Source organism: Streptomyces sp. NPDC059373 (genome assembly GCF_042751495.1).
In the GTDB taxonomy this organism is placed as follows: Bacteria; Actinomycetota; Actinomycetes; order Streptomycetales; family Streptomycetaceae; genus Actinacidiphila.
Window position 1 is genome coordinate 29,317 of the sequence record NZ_JBHYXC010000025.1, and the last position, 17,307, is coordinate 46,623.

A 17,307-nucleotide genomic window follows, 5' to 3' on the forward strand; every position below is an offset into this window, starting at 1 on the left:
TCGGCTTCGGTACGACTATTTCAGCAGCCGGGACAGGCGGCGGTCCGCGAGGGGCTTGCCGCCTGTCTGGCAGGTCGGGCAGTACTGGAGCGAGGAGTCGCTGAAGGAGACCTCGCGCACGGTGTCGCCGCAGACCGGGCAGGGCTCGCCGGTGCGGCCGTGCACGCGCAGGCCGCTCTTCTTCTCGGCCTTGAGCTTGCCGACGTCGATGCCGCGTGAGCGCTCGATGGCCTCGCCGAGGGTGCCGGCGATGGCCTCGTAGAGCCGGGCGATGTCCTCCTCGGTGAGGGTCGCGGCGAGTTTGAAGGGCGACATGCGGGCGACGTGCAGCACCTCGTCGGAGTAGGCGTTGCCGATGCCCGCGATGACGCTCTGGTCGCGCAGCACGCCCTTGATCTGCCGGCGTTCGCCGCTGAGAAGCGCCGTGAACGCCTCCAGGGTGAAGGCCGGGTCGAGGGGGTCGGGGCCCAGGCGGGCGATGCCGGGGACGTCCGCCGGGTCGGCGACGACGTAGACCGCGAGGCTCTTCTTGGTGCCCGCCTCGGTGAGGTCGAAGCCCGTGTCGGCATCGGGCTCGGCGAGGACCACCCGCAGTGCCAGCGGGCCCTTGCCGGGGCGCGGCGGCGTGTCGGGCAGCTTCTCCTTCCACTGCAGCCAGCCGGCACGGGCGAGGTGGAACACCAGGTGCGGGCCGCCCTCGGTGGCGATGTCGAGGAACTTGCCGTGCCGGCGCACGCCGCTGACCGTACGCCCCTCGAGGGCGCTCAACGGGGGGTCGTACGTCTTCAGGACGCTCACCGCGACCGGCAGCACCCGGCCGATGGCACGGCCGGTGAGCCGCTCGGTGAGAAATCCGGCGAGCGCTTCGACCTCCGGGAGCTCCGGCATACGCCCAGTGTGCCGCAGCGCGTGGCGGACTGCATGGCAACTGTTCCCTCGTCCGCCACAGTTCGTTTCCATGGAGAACTGGACAGCGGACGAGCTGACCTGAATGATCAGGGACCATGGCTGAACCTCTCCCGATGCCCGCCGTCCCGCAGGGCGTGGCGGGGCGTGCGCTGGACCCGACCGAGGTGATACCCCGCCCGCGGCCGCTGCAGCCGAGCGAGTCCGGCGGCGCCAGGGTGATCAGCGGCGAGGTCGTCGGTCCCCGGCACCGCGCGCGTCGGGCGCGCCGCCCAGGGCCCGGTTCGGCGGTGACCGTGGTGCTGTCGGCGACCGGCGCGGTCGCGGGCCTGTCCCTGCTGATGCCGCACGGCGGGTCCTCGGACACGGCCAAGGCTCACACCCCGCAACCGCTGAAGTCGGCGGCGCAGGACACGGCGGATGTCGCCTCCGAGCCGGTGGCGACGGGCTCTGTCGTCGGCGCGAAGGCGGACGTCGCGCAGGCGTCCGCATCGAACCGTACGGACAGCTCCGGGACGTCGACGGCTACCACCACGTCCACCACCTCCGCCGTGACGACGTCCACGACGACCGGCAGCGGCAAGCACGCGCGGACCAGCGGCACCTGGGACACCGGCGACTGGCAGGAGGCCGTCGCACGGGCCGCCGCCGCTCAGCGCGCCGCCTACCAGGACCAGACCGGCCGCCACCGTGCCCCTGCCGGATCCGGGACCGCGTCCGGGTATCAGGGGAGCCAGGACGGCCGGACGTATCCCGGCGTCGACGGTATGCAGCAGAACTGACGGAACGTCAGGACATTTCCTGCTCCGCCCAGATGGTCTTTCCGGCGGGGGTCTGCCGGGTGCCCCAGCGCTGGGTGAGGGCGGCGACCAGCAACAGGCCGCGGCCGCCTTCGTCGAAGGTGCGGGCCCTGCGTAGGTGCGGGGCGGTGCTGCTGGCGTCCGAGACCTCGGTGATGAGGGTGGTGTCGCGGATCAGGCGCAGCTGTATGGGGCCGCCGCCCGCGTAGCGGATGGCGTTGGTGACGAGCTCACTGACCACCAACTCCGCGGTGAACACCATCTCGTCGAGCCCCCACTCCTCCAGCTGCTCACCGGCCGTCTTCCGGGCCTCGGCGACGATGGCCGGGTCGGAGGGCAGCTCCCAGGTGGCGACATGGCCGGCATCCAGCGCCCGGGTAGAGGCGAGGAGCAGGGCGATGTCGTCGGAGGGCCGGTCGGGGAGCAGGGCGTAGAGCACGTTGTCGCAGGTCTCCTCGAGCGAACGGGCAGGGCGGGTCAACGCCCGGCTCAGCAGGGCGAGTCCGGCGTCGATGTCGTGTCCCGCCGACTCGACGAGGCCGTCGGTGTAGAGGGCGAGCAGCGTGCCCTCGGACAGTTCCATCTCGACGGACTCGAAGGGCATGCCGCCCAGCCCGAGCGGCGGACCCGCCGGCAGATCGGGGAGCTCGGTGCGGCCGTCGGGGTGGACCACGACGGGCAGCGGATGGCCGGCCCGGGCCATGGTGCAGCGCCGCGACACCGGGTCGTAGACCGCGTACAGGCACGAGGCGCCCATCTCCCCCGCGACGTGGCCGGCGTCGCCGCCCGCCTTGGGGCCCTCTTCGAGGTCGAGGCGGATGACGAGGTCGTCGAGGTGGGTGAGCAGTTCGTCGGGCGGCAGGTCGACGTCGGCCAGGGTGCGCACGGCGGTACGCAGCCGCCCCATGGTGGCCGAGGCGTGGACGCCGTGGCCGACGACGTCGCCCACCACGAGCGCGACGCGGGCACCGGAGAGCGGGATGACGTCGAACCAGTCACCGCCGACGCCGGCCTGGGAACCGGCCGGCAGATAGCGGGACGCGACCCGGACGGCAGCCTGGTCGGGCATCCGCTGCGGAAGCATGCTGCGCTGGAGGGTGAGGGCGGCGGCGCGCTCCCGGGAGTAGCGGCGGGCGTTGTCGATGCAGACGGCGGCGCGGGCGACGATCTCCTCGGCGAGCAGCAGGTCGTCGTCGTCGAAGGGATCGGGGGTGCGGTGGCGAACGAACAGCGCCTGGCCCAGGGTGGTGCCCCGGGCGCGCAGCGGCACCACCATCAGCGCGTGGACGCCGTAGTCACGCACGCCCTTGGCACGGGCGGCGTCGGCGTCGGTCCAGCGGCGGATCTCGGGGTCGTCGACGGTGTGCCGGGAGGCCTTCCCCGTGGCCAGGGCGCGGGCGGGCGGGGAGTATTCGGGGTAGACGTCCACATCGCCGATACCGGCCGCCGACTCGGGGCAGCCGGGCAGGACCGACTGCTGGGCGGCGCGATGCAGGAGCACCGGCCCGGCGGCTGCGGCCTCGCCCGGTTCCTCGCCGCGCACGATGGTGTCGAGCAGGTCGACGCTGACGAAGTCGGCGAAGCGCCCGGCGGCCACGTCGGCCAGCTCCTGGGCGGTCCTGGTCACGTCCAGGGTGCTGCCGATGGCGGTGCTCGCCTCGTTGACGACCGCGAGGCGGCGCCGGGCCCAGTACTGGTCGGTGGTGTCGAAGACGGCGGCGGACATGCCCCGCACCTGCCCGTACTCGTCCTTGAGCGGGAACAAGTACATGGACCAGGCGTGCTCGCGGGTGTGGCCGGGGGCGCGGGCGTAGGTCTCCAGGGACACCGTCTCGCCGGTCAGCAGGACCTGCTCCTGGATCCGGTCGAACTCGACGAATCCGGGGCTGGTCACGATCTCCCTGACGCGCAGGCCGCGCATCTCCTGTACCGACCGGCCGACCAGCCGCTCCATCGCGACGTTGGCGGCCGTCAGGCGCACGTCGCCGTCGTAGACCGCCATCGGGATCGGCACCTGGGCCAGCGCCAGGGCGTCGAGCTGTACGGGCAGCGGCTCCTCGGCGGTCCCTATGGTGACGAACCACTGCGTGGCCCCGTCGGCGTCCAGCAGCGGGACGGCCTGGATCCGCCGCTCCAGGCGGTGGCCGTCGCTGTGCCGGACCCGGACCGGCCCTGCCCAGGCCTCGTGGGCGGCGACGCGCCGCAGGGCGGCCACCGGGAGGGGGCCGGCGAGCAGGTCGCGCAGGGGACGCCCGATGACCTCGGCGGGCTCGCGGCCGAGCAGCCGGGCGGCGGCGGGGTCACAGGCGAAGACGGTCCCCCGGGCATCGACCGCGACGGCAGCGACCACGGGCGCAGTGCGCCCGCGGCCTTCGTCCTCGCCACCTCGGTCGGTCTCTGTGCCCATCGGCAGGTCTCTCGTCCTCACCACGGCTTATCCTCAGGATGTTCCCTCCTCTCTCCAGTCTCAAGCGGCGCGTGGCACCCTGTGCACAGCGCTCCCCACCGTTGACACTGAGGCAGGGCGATCGTGAGGAGCGCGCGTGACAGTGACGATCGGCACCGGCCCGGCGATGAGCAGGATCCGCCGGGCAGGCCTGAGATCCTCGGGGTGGCCCGCCTCGCCATGGGCCCGGGGAACCGCGGCGGTCTCGGCCGGCGCGCTTCCGGCGCTGGCCTTTCCGGCGCCGTCACTGTGGTGGCTGGCCTACGGGGCGCTGGTGCCGTGGCTGCTGCTGATCAGGTCGGCGCCGACGGGGCGTCGCGCTGCGCTGGACGGGTGGCTGGGCGGCGCCGGCTTCATGATCGCCGTACATCACTGGCTGTGGTCCAGCCTCCATGTGTTCATCGTGGTCCTCGCGCTGCTGCTGGGGGCGTTGTGGGCGCCGTGGGGGTGGCTGGTGCGCCGGCTGATCGGCGGGGCGCCGGGGCTCGGGCAGGTGGGCGCCGGGCTCGTGCTGGTGCCGTGCGGCTGGCTGATGGTGGAGCTGGCCCGCTCCTGGGAGTACCTGGGCGGGCCGTGGGGGCTGATGGGTGCCAGCCAGTGGCAGGTGGCGCCCGCGCTGCGGCTGGCGTCGGTGGGCGGCGTCTGGCTGATCAGCGCGCTGGTGCTCACCGTGAACACGGCGCTGGTCGCGCTGATCGCCGTCCCCCGGGCCCGGATCCCCGCCTGCGTCGCGCTGGCGCTGGTGGCGGTCGCGGCGGACGCGGTGTGGCTGTGGGCGCCGGTGCCGGGCACCGGCGGGGCACGGGTGCGGGTCGCGGTCGTACAGCCGGGGGTGATCGAGAGCGCGCAGGGCCGCTTCGACCGGGGCGAGCAACTGACCCGGACGCTCGCGGGCCGGGGTGTCGACCTGGTGGTGTGGGGCGAGAGCAGCGTCAGCTTCGACCTGACCTCGCGTCCGGACATCGCCCGCCGGCTCGCCGCCCTGTCGCGGGACGTCGGCGCCGATGTGCTGGTCAACGTCGACGCCCGGCGGGCCGACGGCCGCGGCATCTCCAAGACGTCCGTGCTGATAGGCCCGGACGGGCAGGTCGGCGCGAGCTACGACAAAATGCGCCTGGTGCCCTTCGGTGAGTACATCCCGGCCCGCTCGCTGCTGGGCTGGGCCACCTCGGTGGGCAAGGCCGCCGGTGAGGACCGGCGGCGCGGCAGCCGCCAGGTCGTGATGGACACCGGTGACCTGCGGATAGGCCCGCTGGTCTGCTTCGAGTCGGCCTTCCCCGACATGAGCCGCAACCTGGCGGACAAGGGCGCGCAGCTGCTGGTGGCCGAGTCCTCGACCTCGTCCTTCCAGGGCAGTTGGGCGCCCGCCCAGCACGCCTCGCTGGCCGCGCTCCGGGCCGCCGAGTCCTGGCGGCCCATGGTCCATGCCACGCTCACCGGCGTCAGCGCGGTGTACGACGCCCGGGGCCGGCAGATCGGCCCGCGGCTCGGTACGCACAGCAGTACCACCGCCGTCTACGAGGTGCCGCTGTCGCAAGGGCGCAGCCCGTACGACCGGTACGGGGACTGGGTGGTGAAGCTGGCGATCGCTCTGCTGGCGCTGGCCGCCGCATACGAGGCGTACACGGTGGCTGCGGTCAGGCGGTCTGCCCGCCGATCGCGATGACGATCCGTTCGCACAGCTCGTGAGTGCGCAGACTGTCCTGCGCGTCGAGCAGTTTCCCGCTCCGTACGGCGTCCAGGAAGGTGTGGGTGATCTGCTCGAAGCCTCGCTGCCTGGCCACCGGCACCCAGTCGCCGCGGCGGCGGAGGGTGGGCTGGCCCTTGTGGTCGATGACCTCGGCGATGTTGAGGACCTCACGCTTGGTGTCCTCGCCCGACACCTCGAGCCGCTCCTCGGCGGAGCCGCTCATCCGGTTCATGACGCCGATGGCCGTGAAGCCGTCGCCGGACAGCTGCAGTACGACGTGGTGCACGGCTCCGTCGCGCGTCTTGGCCCGTACGGCGGTGTCCACGACCGGGCCGGGAAGGAGAAACCGCAGGGTATCGACGACGTGGATGAAGTCGTCGTAGACGAACGTACGCGCAGCCCCGGGGAGGCCGATCCGGTTCTTCTGCATCAGGATCAGATCGCGGGGGTGGTCGAGGCACTGGGTGTAGGCGGGCGCGTAGCGGCGGTTGAAGCCGGTCATGAGGCTGACGCGGCGGTCGGCGGCGAGCCGTACGAGGTGTTCGGTACCGGCGAGGTCGGCGGCGAGGGGCTTGTCGAGGTAGACCGGGACGCCGGCTTCGAGCAGCCGCTGGGCGATCGCGACGTGGTGGCCGGTGGGCGCGTGTACGAAGGCGGCGTCAAGTCCCTGGTCGAGCAGGCCGTCGAGGGTGGGGTGGCGGTGCGCGATGCGGTACGCGTCGCCGACCCGATCCAGGGTGGCGCGGCTGCGGGTGTGCAGATGCAGTTCCAGGCCCGGCTGGGCGCCGAGCACCGGCAGGTATGCCTTCTGGGCTATGTCGCCCAGCCCGATCACCCCGATCTTCATGTGGCTCAGCATATTGCGTCGCGGCTGCCCGGCCGCGGCGGCCATGATGACCGCCATGACCACCAAACGCATCGATCCGCCGAACGTCGCCGACGAGCGCACCCTGCTCGAAGGCTTCCTGGACTTCCACCGCGACACCCTGGCCCTCAAATGCGAGGGGCTCACCGACCCGCAGTTGCGCGAGGCGACCGTGCCGCCGTCCGAGCTGACCCTGCTCGGACTCGTACGGCATCTGGCCGAGGTGGAGCGGGGCTGGTTCCGCCATGTCCTCGCTGGGGAGGACGCGCCGCCGATCTACTTCAGCGAGGCCGATCGTGACGGGGAGTTCCACGACCTCGACGCGGCGGACACCGCGGAGGCCTTCGCGACGTGGCGAGGCGAGGTGGAACACGCGCGGGCGGTGGCCCGGGAGCGTTCGCTGGACGACCTCGGCAGCCGGGTGCGGAAGGGCGAGCGCGAGGAGTACTCGCTGCGCTGGATCTACATCCACATGATCGAGGAGTACGCGAGGCACAACGGCCATGCCGACCTGATCCGCGAGCGGATCGACGGCGAGACGGGCGAGTAGGCCGCCCCGCCCACCAAGATCACCCTTTGGGGGCATACCCAACCCACGCCCGGTACGTGAGAGTTGTCCGGATGCGTCTACTGACAGTGGTGGTGGTCCTGGCGGCGGCTTCGGCTGCCTCCGGATGTGTGACGGTGTCCCCACGGACCGCGGGGCCCGAGCCCGCCTCGGGGCCTGTGGCGCCGTCGGCGGTGGGCCGGCCGGGACCGGTCGTCCAGGGGCCGGCGCTCGAGGCGCTGGCCACCGTACGGCCGGAGCCCGCGGAGTCGCCGAAACGGAAGCCGGAGCGCCGGGCCGCGCCTCGGCCCGCGGTGAATCAGCCGGTGCGGCACCACCGTCAGGCGCACGCCCCGGCTCCGGACAGGCCACTCCCCCGCGTCGGCGTGCCCAAGGTCCCCGGTGGCGGCAGTGTCTGCGACATGGGCGAGAAGTACGGCGGCTGGACGGGCCAGAGCGACGCCTCGCGGATCTGCCACCAGACCTACGGCAACTGAAGGCCTACGGCAACTGATCGGAGCCGGTCAGGCGCAGCTCCATGCGCCCGATGGCCGCCCGGACCCCGTCGCCGTACTCGTCGTCGCCGAGCCCGGTGCAGGCCTCCCGGGCCCGGCTCAGGTGGCTGCGGGCCATACGCTCCTCGCCCACCTTCCAGTAGGAGGCGGCGAGGTTGAGGTGCAGCGACGGATAAAAGCCGCGCGCCGCCTCTTCGCTCATGCCGGAGGCCGCGCGCAGCGCCCGTCCGTCCCAGACGAGTTCTTCCTCCGGGTCGTCCTGGGTGTCGGCCATGTAGTGCGCCAGCGTGCAGCGGTGGAGGGGGTCGCCGTCCTCGCCGATCTCCTCCCACAGGGCGAGGAAGCGATTGCGCGCCTCCTCGCGGTCACCGCCGTGCAGCAGCATCACCACCTGGCCGATCCGCGTCATGACCTCGTCATTCACCACGAGGCCAAAGCTATACGCCCAGTCAGACAAATCTCGTCAGGCGCGTGCCGTTGTCAGGAGGTGCCCGCTGGCGCCCAGAAGCGTCGGAGCCGTCTCCACAGCCCGTAGCGCCTCGAGGACCAGCGCCCGGCGCTCAGGATCGTCGAGGTGGGCGTCCATGTCGCCCATGAGCCAGGCGGTGCCCTCGAGCCCGTGCCGCACGGGGTCGGCGAGGCCGGCCTCGGCGCATTCGGCCGGGATCTCGTCGGGGTCGTGGAAGTAGGCGTCGGTGAACAGGTCGACGTCGCCGGTGGGGCGGAGGTGGCCGGTGGCCAGAACCTCGTCCTTGCGGGCCCGCACCGCGGGTTCGAAGTAGCGGGTGGTCCTGAGGCCGTCGTGCAGCCCGGCGTACCGGCTGATGGTGGCCGCGGCGACCAGCCCGCCGGGGCGGGCGACCCGGCGGGCCTCGGCCAGGGCCCGTACTCGGTCCGCCCGCTCGGGGAGGTGGTAGAGCGGCCCGAGCATGAGCACGACGTCGTACGAGCCGTCCCCGTACGGCAGGTCGCGGGCGTCGCCGAGCCGCGCGGTCACGCCCGGGAGCCGCCCGGCCTGCGCCACGTGCAGCGGCACCGGGTCGATGACCTCGACCTCGTAGCCGTCGGCGGCGAGCCATTCGGCGTGCACGCCGCTCCCCCCGCCCACGTCGAGCACACGGGCTGGGGCGGGCGGCAGGGCGCGCCGCAGGATGTCCTGGGTGCGCCAGAATTCCAGCCGGTTGACGCCGTCACGGAGCCGGCCGTCCTCCTCGCCCTGCTCGTAATAAGCGAGGACATGCGGATCGAGGGCCATGCTTCATGGTCGAAGATCCACGCCGCCCCGGGCAAGGCAATTACGCGGCGCCCAGGTCCGGGATCCGCCAGTCGATCGGGTCGTGGCCCTGTGCCTTGATCGCCTCGTCGATCTGGGTGAAGGGGCGGCTGCCGAGGAAGAGCTTCGCGGACAGCGGCGAGGGGTGCGCGCCCTGCACGACGGCATGCCGCGAGGTGTCGATCAGGGGCAGCTTCTTCTTCGCGTAATTGCCCCACAGGACGAAGACCGCCGGGTCGGGCCGCCCGGAGACCGCCTTGATCACCGCATCCGTGAACTTCTCCCAGCCCTTGCCCTTGTGCGAGTTGGCCTCGCCCTCGCGGACGGTCAGCACCGCGTTGAGCAGCAGGACGCCCTGGTGGGCCCACGGCATCAGATAGCCGTTGTCCGGGACCGGGTACCCGAACTCCTCCTTCATCTCCTTGTAGATGTTCCGGAGGGAAGGCGGGGTCTTCACCCCGGGCCGCACCGAGAAGCACAGCCCATGTCCCTGGCCCTCGCCGTGGTACGGGTCCTGGCCCAGGACCAGCACCTTGACCTGGTCGTACGGCGTCGCGTCCAGAGCGGCGAAGACCTCGTCGCGCGGCGGGAAGATCTTGTGCGCGGCGCGCTCGGCCTCGACGAACTCGGTCAGCTCCTTGAAGTACGGCTTGTCCAACTCCCCACCGAGGACGGCCTGCCAGGACTCGGGCAGCATGCTGGGCACGTCAGGAACCTCCGGTACACGATCCGTTACTGGAGCCCAACGTACCGGGGACCACTGACAGTCGTTCACGCGGCGTCGAGCGGCTCCGGCACCGCGCCCACCGATTCCGCGCGCACCGGCCAGCGGATCTGTGTGCTGCACAGAGATACGAAGACCGCCGAGGCGGCAACGGCCCCCAGGCCCCACACGAGTCCGGTGGAGTTCGCTATGAAGCCGATGACCGGCGGTCCTGCCAGCAGGCCGATGGTGCCCATGGTGGCGACCAGGGTCAGTGCGTCCGAGCCCTGTCCCGCGGCAGCCACGTAGACACACGGGGTGACGGCCGCGATACCCAGCCCGACGCAGGCGAACCCGATCAGGGCCGGCACCACGCCACCGCTCAGGAGGGCGAGTGCCAGCCCGGCCCCGGCGAGCGCGCTACCGCCACGGACGATCAGGCCGTCGCCCCAGCGGCTGCGCCACCCGTCAGCGAAGAGCCGAGCCATCACCATCATGACCGAGACGACAGCGATGCCCATGGGCGCCAGTTCCGCCGATGCCTTGGCGACGTCCTTCATGTAGAGGGCCGACCAGTCGTTCATGGCGCCTTCTGTCACGGTGCCGAAGGCCATGGCGGCGCCCATCCACAACGTCATGCGAGCCGGTACGGTCCACTTGGTGCGGCTCTTCTTCTCCTGCCTCTCGGCGGACTGGTCCTGGGGCAGCAGTCCCGATCTGGCGTATCCGACGAGCAGCAGCAGCATGACGGTGGCAACACCGAAATGCACGGCCACGGTCGACGTCACCGCGTTCAGGCCCGAAGCGAGAAGTGCGGCGCCCAACGACCCACCGCTGAAGGTCGCATGCAGCTTGGACATGACGTTTCGCTGGTACTCGGCTTCGAGCGCGGCTCCCTGGGCGTTCATGGCGACGTTGAGGCATGCCACGAGAACCCCGTCGCAACACATGATCACCAGAGCGGTCGGATAGTTCGGCGCTGCGGACAGCACCAGGAGCAGCACCGCCAGGCCGAGAGCCGACACAAGGGACAGGCGCCGGGAACCCAACCGCCTCATCAGTACGGCCACCAGGGGAAACGATGCCGCCGCGCCCACACCGGTGGCCATCAGCAGCAGGCCCACCTCGGCTGCGGTCAGGCCAAGGTGTGTCTTGATCGCAGGGAGCCGCGACGCCCAGGTGGCGTACTGGAAACCCAGCGAACAGAACAGCGCGGCGATGGCCAACTGTGCTCGTCGGAACGGATCGTGAACGCGGAACATATGAATCAGCCCACTTCGTCTAGCGATGATTGCCCGCGCAGCAAACCGCTGGTTGGTTTCGGGTCGTCGGTACGGTCTGCCGGCACCGCCCTGGACATGTACACCGGAGTCGCGCCGTAACTTCCCGCGGGGACCACGCCTTGATGGACGGTGAATCCGTTCGCCGACCAGAAGGTCTCACTGCCGGCAACGGCGACCAGGGAGATCTGCTCGTACTCCTGCGAGCGGGCCGTTGCAGTGAGGTGGTGCAGGAGACGCTTCGCAAGTCCCCTGCCGCGAAGATCCTCGGCAATGACGACATCATGGAGATGCAGATTGCGCGAGCGGAAGGTGATCTCCTCCGTGCGGTCCAGATCCGGATACTCGAACATCGGGTAGGGCAGTGCCAACAGGTAGCCCGACAGTCGCTGTTCGAACTCCAGCACAAAGCACGTGGTCGGCGATACGCGAACTCTGGACTCCAGCGCGGCCCGCTCCTCCGACAGCCCGATGGCGGCATAGGCACTGCTTTCCAGCGTTACGATGTCGCCCCAGTCACCGTCGGAGACATGTCGTATGCGCACGTCGTCGCTCATCTACCGGGTGCCCTCCCTGCCGCCTATGCACGTGTAGGGAAGTGGGCTGAAGCCGTTGAATCCCTGTGTCATGTAGCTGATGGCGTAGGCGCCGCTGGAGAGCACCCAGACCGGATCTCCCGATGCGAGCGCTTCGGGCACCTGAACCAGACCGTGTTCACGGGAATAGGCGTCATCGCTGTCGCAGGTGGGCCCGGCGACCCTGGCTAAGACGTGTTCACCGTCACGATGCGAGGGGAACACGAGCCGGTACTGCAACTCGTCCATCTCATACAGGCCGTTGAACTTCCCACAGCTCAAATACAGCCAGTACTGGTGTTCACCGTTCAGGTTCTGCCGCCTGGACAGCCGGGAGACGTGCGCCCGGATGGCGCCGTGGTCGGCAACGAGATAACGCCCGGGCTCCATGACGAAGTCGAGGTGGTGTCCGGGCACCTCCCTGCACTGCTGCATGCCCTCGCGGATGATGGCGAATATCTTGTCCATCGGAGGGTCGAGCGGCTCGCCCCGCTTGTCGAGATAACCGAGAGCCGGAAGACCGCCGCCGAGATTGACGTAATCCAGCGACATGCCGCGCCGGTTCAGAATCGCGAGCACCTCGACAAGTCGCTCGAAAGCGCTTTGCCAGCCTTCGGACGTCATCTGCTGTGAACCGACGTGAATGGACAGCCCGGCCGGCTTCAGACCCGCTTCCCGCGCTTTTTCCAGGACGAGCACCGCATCGTCGGCCGAACAGCCGAACTTGTTGGTGAGGCCCCAGAGCGCTCCCTGCCCGTCGGTGGCCAGCCTGCAGAACACCCGGGCACCGGGAGCACAGGCTGCGATCGCCGCCACGTCCTCCAGGCTGTCGGTGGCGAAGTCCCTGATGCCGAGGCGATATGCGTCGATGATGTCCCGGTCGGACTTGATGGTGTTGCCGTAGTGAATTCTTTCGAGTGGAACGCCGGAGCTGATCGCCTGCGTGATCTCGTTGGGGCCTGCCGCGTCGACCCCAGCGCCCTTCTCCGCCAGTCGGGAGATCACCTCGTCCACCGGACATGCTTTCATGGCGAAGCGAACGGAGACTTCCGGCAGCTCCCGGACGAGCGTTTCGTAGCGTGCTTCGATTCCTGCGAGGTCGAAGATGATCTGGTCCTCGCCGGCGGCGGCCAGGGCGGCGAGCATGGATACGTTTTCGTGCATCATCGATGGTTTCAGCCGGGCTGCCGTTGAAGCCGGGTGGTTCTGCTCGCGTGGATCATGGGCGCCCATGCCTCGATCAGCAGTGCGAAGTCGTTGTTGTCCTGCTGGGCTTCGTCGAGCAGCCGCTCCCGGCGTGCTGCCAGGATGTCGGCGAACTCCCCGTACTTGCCGCCCAGCTTCCGATAGGACCGGTCGATCGTGTCCAGCCGCTGGACGTTCTCCGCTCGGTCCAACAGGGTGCTGTCCCTGACGAACTCGGTGATGGCGGGTATACGTACCTGGTCCCGATCGTCGAGCAGCGACTCGCCGGCCTCTGCCATCTGGTCGTAGACGAAGTTGAAGTAGAGCATCGACAGGAAGAACTTCACGAACCGCATCTGGTACGCGATGAATCCGGGACCGGTACGCCGTTCCGGGGTGTAGAAGTTCACGAGGTGGCGATTGTGCAGGACGCCGGGCAACGCCGCGTCGTGGACAAGGTGCATGAGGAAGTAGTCGCTGCCGATGGTGTCGGTCGCGGGCGGCAGTGGCACCCATTCGTGCACCTGGTAGAAAGCGATGTTGCACATGTCGACCCGCATGGGGTCAACGATGGTCAGTGTCGAGTGATCGTGGGTGAACGCCCCGGAGCCGGCTCCCCGGAAGGACTCGTCGACGAGATCCCTCTTCTCCTCGTCCGACCAATCGCCGGGCGCCCACAGGCTGACCACGTCGTGGTAGACGTCGCGGTCGAGATCGTACATCTCACCGATGTCCACGGACATCTCGCCCACGAATGAACTGCCCACCATCGTCACCGGCTTGTGCCCGTGCTTCGGGTCCAGCGTGGTCTCGTCCACGCCGTGCGCCGCGTCGATCGCTCGTTTACCGATCGACATGAGCTCGTGGTGGATGGGAAAGACCGGCGCATCGTTCACGACCTGGTAAAGGATGTCCGAATCCCGGCGGTGGATGGACTCGCAGCCCAGCGCGGCACCGATCAGGAACGCACGGTTGGTGCAGGCGCCGTAGGAGAGGTCGGACGGCAGCATGAGCTCCAGCACCAGCTCGGGCTTGGCGACACCGGCACGGTGGATCACCCGCTGGAGAAACTCACGCTGCTCCGCTTCGCCGAGGTGGTGCACGATCACATTCGGCACGGTGCGCGACTCGCGGGCGGCCTTCGCGTGCTCCGTGAAGGCCGGCTCCTCGGAGGAGTCCAGAATCAGGAGGTGGACCTCGACGTCGAAGTGCTCGGCGGCGTAGGCCGCCTCTTCGTGGACGGCCGATATCGTCTCGGCGCAGGCCCTGTTGGTCGGAAGAGTCAGACAGATTTTGCGCATACCCGTTCCTCGTTCGACGGCTCGAGGTCCCGCTCGCTCCAGGATTCACGACCCAGCAGCCTGGCACCCAGGTTGGTCAGCGTGGCGGTGTCGTACCTGAGGGATTCATGCCTCGTGGCATCACCGACGAGCGTCTTGTTCCACTCCGGCGTGCTGAGATGACGCCAGGAGTTGACGCGGGAACGCCTCAGCTCCTGGTGCGACTCCAGGGCAGGCATCATGGAGAGGTACTGGACGGCTCGAACGCCGTTCTCCGATGCGTTGGGTGCCACTCCGTGTGCCAGCAGACCGTTCCAGATCAGCAGGTCGCCGGCCTTGAGTTCCGGCCGCACCACGGGGAACTCCGCCCGGTCGATGTCGGGACGGATCGGGTCCCGGTCCGCCGGCTGAAGCGCCGCCCACCGGTCGAACTGACGGAACAGCTCGGGCGCGCACTGGAAGCCGCCCAGTTCCGGGTTGGTGTCGTTCAGCGCGATGATCCCCTGGACCCGCTGCGGCGGCACGCCGAGCGTGGTGTCGATATCCCAGTGGAGGTTGATGTCGAACCCACGCTCCGTGGGGGCGATCAGCGCACGGTCGCGGTTCTTGATGTTGGGCGGGTTGAGATTGAGCCGGTCCAGAGTCACCCAGAGCTCTTCGCAGTCCCACACGTCGACGAACGCGTCGTAGACCCGCTGCGCCTGGCGGCTGTCCCAGATGAGCTGGTGCTGGTACGCCTCGACGAACCCGTAGATGTGCAGTTCCCGGTCGAGGTCCGAACGGAACTCGCGTTCCTGGTACCAGGTGTCCGGCCGGGCCGGATCGAGCCCCTGGAAGTCCCAGGCGAAATCCAGCAGGCGATCCGCCGAGGAGGCAGGAATCGCCTGCTTCACCACGACGTAGCCGTAGGTCTGCCAGAAGGTTAAGTCCTCCTCGGACAGCACCCGGAGCTTCTGCGTTTTTCGGAGATCCCGCAACGGCGTCTCCGCAAGATAGGTATCGCCGTCCCGGCTGAAGTACGGGACGTCCGAGGGTGCTCGATGAAGATAGTGGTAGGGCGCCGGCATGCAGTCGCTCCAAGGTTCGGATCTTCTTGAGTGGATCGCTCCCAGGCCGCCCCTGTGCCGGGACCCGTCGACTGTGCGGGGATACGGCGGCGACATTCGCCGCCGGAACAGCAATCACCTGTAGCTGTCAGTAAGGGTGTTGATACGCACAGCGGTGGATGTCGTTGCCAAGAGGCGAACGAGCGCAGGGTGAGGGGCACGTGGGCGTGTCCTCATGGGTTCCGCCAGTCAACTTGGGCACCGCGAGGGGTATTGCGGCGCGCAGGTCACTTGCCGAACTCGTGTCACACCAAAATGGACTAGACCAACTCCGCGTGTCAACCGCCGAATTGGAAAGTTCAAGCGCGCGAAACCAAACGGGGTTCACCGGTTCACATAGAACCGAGGATGGACAGCTCGCGAATAGGGAATAGGTAATTCCGCTTTGTTGGACGCTGTTGGTGATGGCGTTGCTACGCAAGGTGCGATCGGCGGCCGCCGAGACGGCACCGCCCGGGCGCGGGAGGCGGGCCCACCCGGGCATGGGAGGCCGGCCCGCCGGGCCCGACCGGGGCGAACGATCTTCCTGTTGACACTGCGGATTGGACTAGGCCAGTATCCATTGGTCTGTACCAAGGCAGCGGTGCGATCGGCGTGTCGGCACTACTCGGAAGGCCCAGCTGATGTCCTCCAGCAAGCACAGCAAGGAGTTGCGACGACTCGCGCTCTCCCTCCTGCAGCCGGGCTTCGTGGGCACCGAGGCGCCAGACTGGGTGCTGCGCGACATCAGTGACGGCCTGTCATCCGTCGTGCTGTTCGCCCGCAACATCGCTTCGCCCGAACAGGTCACCAGGCTGACGGCCCAACTCCGGGCCGAGAACCCGTCGTTGATCATCGCGATCGACGAGGAGGCCGGGGATGTCACCCGGATCGAATCCTCGACCGGCTCCACCCGGCCCGGCAACTTCGCCCTCGGCGCGGTCGACGACCTCGAGTTGACCGAATCCGTCGCCCGCGACCTGGGCCGTCAACTGCACGCCGCTGGTGTGAGCCTCAACTACGCGCCCAGCGTGGACGTCAACTCCAACCCCGACAACCCCATCATCGGGGTCAGGTCGTTCGGCGTCGACTCCACCCTGGTGTCCCGGCATGCCGCCGCGTGGATCCAGGGACTCCAGTCGGCCGGTGTCGCCGCCTGCGCCAAGCACTTCCCCGGCCACGGGGATGTCGCCATCGACTCCCACCACGGCCTGCCCACCTACGACGCCGACCTCGACGAGATCGCCGCGCAGGCGCTGCCCCCGTTCCGGGCCGCTGTGGCCGCCGGCATACACGCGGTCATGAGCGCCCATCTCCTGGTCCCCGCCTACGACCCGGACCTTCCGGCCACCCTCAGCAGCCGCATCCTCAACGGCCTGCTCCGTAAGGAACTCGGCTTCGACGGTCTGATCGTCACCGACGCCATCGAGATGGGCGGCGTGACCAACCGCTACGGCATCGAAGGCGCCACGGTGAAGGCCGTCGTCGCCGGCGCCGACGCCATCTGCGTCGGCGGGGAGCACGCCGACGAGGCGACCGTCGACCTCATCGTCGGCGCTCTCCTCCGCGCGGTGTCCTCCGGGGAACTCACCGAAGAGCGCCTGGCCGAGGCGTCCGACCGCGTCCAGGCGTTCGCCGACTGGTCGACCCACCTGGGCCAGGCCGTTCCGGTCAACCCCATCAGCGGCGACATCGGCTTCGTCGCCGCCCGGCGTGCCATCCGGCTGAGCGGCTCCGCGGACGACATCCTCCCGCTCACCGCCCCTCCGCACGTGGTGGAGTTGGTGCCCTCCACCAACCTGGCTATCGGCAAGGAGACGCCGTGGGGTGTCGCCGTTCCCCTGCGCGAGCGTCTGCCCGGAACCACCTTCGTCCGGGTGCATCACCAGGAGTTGGCGGCTGATCCCGGCGTCCTGGAGAGGTACGCGCTGCTGCCTGCCTCGGGACGCCCGATGGTCATCGTCGTCAGGGACGCCTCCCGGAACAAGTGGATGGGCAGCGCCCTCGCAGACCTCACCACGGCGCGTCCCGACGCGATCGTGGTGGAGATGGGGCTGCCGGGCACCTCCGGCCCCGGCGCAGTCCAGATCTTCACCCACGGTGCCACCGCCGCCTCCGGCGTCGCCGCCGCGGAGTTCCTCATCGGCGCCCGATAGG

16 protein-coding genes are annotated in these 17,307 nt (G+C 69.4%); 5 read left to right on the forward strand and 11 right to left on the reverse strand.

Features of this window, described 5'->3' with window-relative positions; all coding sequences use genetic code 11:
• Window positions 1–15 precede the first annotated feature (15 nt).
• Window positions 16–888 carry an Fpg/Nei family DNA glycosylase gene (locus tag ACFXJ5_RS27845; protein WP_384636661.1) on the reverse strand — a complete coding sequence of 291 codons (873 nt, stop codon included), beginning with the start codon at window positions 886–888 and terminating at the stop codon, window positions 16–18.
• A gap of 116 nt (window positions 889–1,004) precedes the next feature.
• On the opposite strand from ACFXJ5_RS27845, the gene ACFXJ5_RS27850 reads away from it, so the two are divergent.
• A complete protein-coding gene (locus ACFXJ5_RS27850) occupies window positions 1,005–1,688 on the forward strand; it encodes a hypothetical protein (protein WP_384636664.1) in 684 nt (227 codons plus the stop codon).
• 7 nt (window positions 1,689–1,695) lie between these two features.
• Here ACFXJ5_RS27850 and ACFXJ5_RS27855 read toward each other — a convergent pair whose 3' ends face one another.
• Complete coding sequence (locus ACFXJ5_RS27855; RefSeq protein WP_384636879.1) at window positions 1,696–4,113, reverse strand: SpoIIE family protein phosphatase; 2,418 nt, start codon at window positions 4,111–4,113, stop codon at window positions 1,696–1,698.
• A gap of 166 nt (window positions 4,114–4,279) precedes the next feature.
• On the opposite strand from ACFXJ5_RS27855, the gene lnt reads away from it, so the two are divergent.
• Window positions 4,280–5,818: an apolipoprotein N-acyltransferase gene (gene lnt, locus ACFXJ5_RS27860; RefSeq protein WP_384636882.1), complete on the forward strand. Its 1,539-nt coding sequence runs from the start codon at window positions 4,280–4,282 to the stop codon at window positions 5,816–5,818.
• On the opposite strand, the gene ACFXJ5_RS27865 is transcribed toward lnt, so the two are convergent.
• Window positions 5,790–6,689: a Gfo/Idh/MocA family protein gene (locus ACFXJ5_RS27865; protein WP_384636667.1), complete on the reverse strand. Its 900-nt coding sequence runs from the start codon at window positions 6,687–6,689 to the stop codon at window positions 5,790–5,792. The two genes, lnt and ACFXJ5_RS27865, sit on opposite strands and share 29 nt — an antisense overlap.
• Before the next feature lie 55 nt (window positions 6,690–6,744).
• On the opposite strand from ACFXJ5_RS27865, the gene ACFXJ5_RS27870 reads away from it, so the two are divergent.
• Both ACFXJ5_RS27870 and ACFXJ5_RS27875 read left to right on the forward strand, forming a co-directional pair.
• Window positions 6,745–7,257 (forward strand): DinB family protein, encoded by a 513-nt coding sequence (locus tag ACFXJ5_RS27870; RefSeq protein WP_384636670.1) that lies wholly within the window; start codon window positions 6,745–6,747, stop codon window positions 7,255–7,257.
• A 71-nt stretch (window positions 7,258–7,328) separates the two neighbouring features.
• Window positions 7,329–7,751, forward strand: coding sequence for a hypothetical protein (locus ACFXJ5_RS27875; protein ID WP_384636673.1), 423 nt, complete (start codon window positions 7,329–7,331; stop codon window positions 7,749–7,751).
• Between the two features lie 4 nt (window positions 7,752–7,755).
• Here the strand turns inward: ACFXJ5_RS27875 and ACFXJ5_RS27880 are convergent, their stop codons facing one another.
• From ACFXJ5_RS27880 to ACFXJ5_RS27915, 8 genes are all read right to left on the reverse strand, one after another.
• Window positions 7,756–8,178, reverse strand: a complete 423-nt coding sequence (locus ACFXJ5_RS27880) for a hypothetical protein (protein WP_384636885.1) — start codon at window positions 8,176–8,178, stop codon at window positions 7,756–7,758.
• 54 nt (window positions 8,179–8,232) lie between these two features.
• Complete coding sequence (locus ACFXJ5_RS27885; RefSeq protein ID WP_384636676.1) at window positions 8,233–9,024, reverse strand: class I SAM-dependent methyltransferase; 792 nt, start codon at window positions 9,022–9,024, stop codon at window positions 8,233–8,235.
• A 40-nt stretch (window positions 9,025–9,064) separates the two neighbouring features.
• Window positions 9,065–9,739 (reverse strand): uracil-DNA glycosylase, encoded by a 675-nt coding sequence (ung, locus tag ACFXJ5_RS27890; RefSeq protein WP_384636888.1) that lies wholly within the window; start codon window positions 9,737–9,739, stop codon window positions 9,065–9,067.
• 74 nt (window positions 9,740–9,813) lie between these two features.
• Window positions 9,814–11,007: an MFS transporter gene (locus tag ACFXJ5_RS27895; protein WP_384636679.1), complete on the reverse strand. Its 1,194-nt coding sequence runs from the start codon at window positions 11,005–11,007 to the stop codon at window positions 9,814–9,816.
• A gap of 5 nt (window positions 11,008–11,012) precedes the next feature.
• Window positions 11,013–11,582: a GNAT family N-acetyltransferase gene (locus ACFXJ5_RS27900; RefSeq protein ID WP_384636682.1), complete on the reverse strand. Its 570-nt coding sequence runs from the start codon at window positions 11,580–11,582 to the stop codon at window positions 11,013–11,015.
• The gene (locus tag ACFXJ5_RS27905) at window positions 11,583–12,767 is read right to left on the reverse strand and encodes a type III PLP-dependent enzyme (RefSeq protein WP_384636891.1); all 1,185 of its coding nucleotides are present in this window, start codon (window positions 12,765–12,767) and stop codon (window positions 11,583–11,585) included. It abuts the gene before it with no gap.
• An 8-nt stretch (window positions 12,768–12,775) separates the two neighbouring features.
• Window positions 12,776–14,086, reverse strand: coding sequence for a DUF6271 family protein (locus tag ACFXJ5_RS27910; RefSeq protein ID WP_384636685.1), 1,311 nt, complete (start codon window positions 14,084–14,086; stop codon window positions 12,776–12,778).
• Window positions 14,068–15,132, reverse strand: a complete 1,065-nt coding sequence (locus ACFXJ5_RS27915; RefSeq protein ID WP_384636688.1) for a phytanoyl-CoA dioxygenase family protein — start codon at window positions 15,130–15,132, stop codon at window positions 14,068–14,070. Before ACFXJ5_RS27915 ends, ACFXJ5_RS27910 begins: the two co-directional genes overlap by 19 nt.
• A gap of 662 nt (window positions 15,133–15,794) precedes the next feature.
• Here ACFXJ5_RS27915 and ACFXJ5_RS27920 point away from each other — a divergent pair.
• Complete coding sequence (locus ACFXJ5_RS27920; RefSeq protein WP_384636691.1) at window positions 15,795–17,306, forward strand: glycoside hydrolase family 3 protein; 1,512 nt, start codon at window positions 15,795–15,797, stop codon at window positions 17,304–17,306.
• Window position 17,307 lies beyond the last annotated feature (1 nt).

Bases quoted from the DNA above. Each gene is read 5' to 3' on its own strand.
- ACFXJ5_RS27845 (WP_384636661.1), bottom strand. From the start codon at position 888: ATGCCGGAGCTCCCGGAGGTCGAAGCGCTCGCCGGATTTCTCACCGAG.
- ACFXJ5_RS27850 (WP_384636664.1), top strand. From the start codon at position 1,005: ATGGCTGAACCTCTCCCGATGCCCGCCGTCCCGCAGGGCGTGGCGGGG.
- ACFXJ5_RS27855 (WP_384636879.1), bottom strand. From the start codon at position 4,113: ATGGGCACAGAGACCGACCGAGGTGGCGAGGACGAAGGCCGCGGGCGC.
- lnt (WP_384636882.1), top strand. From the start codon at position 4,280: ATGAGCAGGATCCGCCGGGCAGGCCTGAGATCCTCGGGGTGGCCCGCC.
- ACFXJ5_RS27865 (WP_384636667.1), bottom strand. From the start codon at position 6,689: ATGAAGATCGGGGTGATCGGGCTGGGCGACATAGCCCAGAAGGCATAC.
- ACFXJ5_RS27870 (WP_384636670.1), top strand. From the start codon at position 6,745: ATGACCACCAAACGCATCGATCCGCCGAACGTCGCCGACGAGCGCACC.
- ACFXJ5_RS27875 (WP_384636673.1), top strand. From the start codon at position 7,329: ATGCGTCTACTGACAGTGGTGGTGGTCCTGGCGGCGGCTTCGGCTGCC.
- ACFXJ5_RS27880 (WP_384636885.1), bottom strand. From the start codon at position 8,178: ATGACGCGGATCGGCCAGGTGGTGATGCTGCTGCACGGCGGTGACCGC.
- ACFXJ5_RS27885 (WP_384636676.1), bottom strand. From the start codon at position 9,024: ATGGCCCTCGATCCGCATGTCCTCGCTTATTACGAGCAGGGCGAGGAG.
- ung (WP_384636888.1), bottom strand. From the start codon at position 9,739: ATGCTGCCCGAGTCCTGGCAGGCCGTCCTCGGTGGGGAGTTGGACAAG.
- ACFXJ5_RS27895 (WP_384636679.1), bottom strand. From the start codon at position 11,007: ATGTTCCGCGTTCACGATCCGTTCCGACGAGCACAGTTGGCCATCGCC.
- ACFXJ5_RS27900 (WP_384636682.1), bottom strand. From the start codon at position 11,582: ATGAGCGACGACGTGCGCATACGACATGTCTCCGACGGTGACTGGGGC.
- ACFXJ5_RS27905 (WP_384636891.1), bottom strand. From the start codon at position 12,767: ATGATGCACGAAAACGTATCCATGCTCGCCGCCCTGGCCGCCGCCGGC.
- ACFXJ5_RS27910 (WP_384636685.1), bottom strand. From the start codon at position 14,086: ATGCGCAAAATCTGTCTGACTCTTCCGACCAACAGGGCCTGCGCCGAG.
- ACFXJ5_RS27915 (WP_384636688.1), bottom strand. From the start codon at position 15,132: ATGCCGGCGCCCTACCACTATCTTCATCGAGCACCCTCGGACGTCCCG.
- ACFXJ5_RS27920 (WP_384636691.1), top strand. From the start codon at position 15,795: ATGTCCTCCAGCAAGCACAGCAAGGAGTTGCGACGACTCGCGCTCTCC.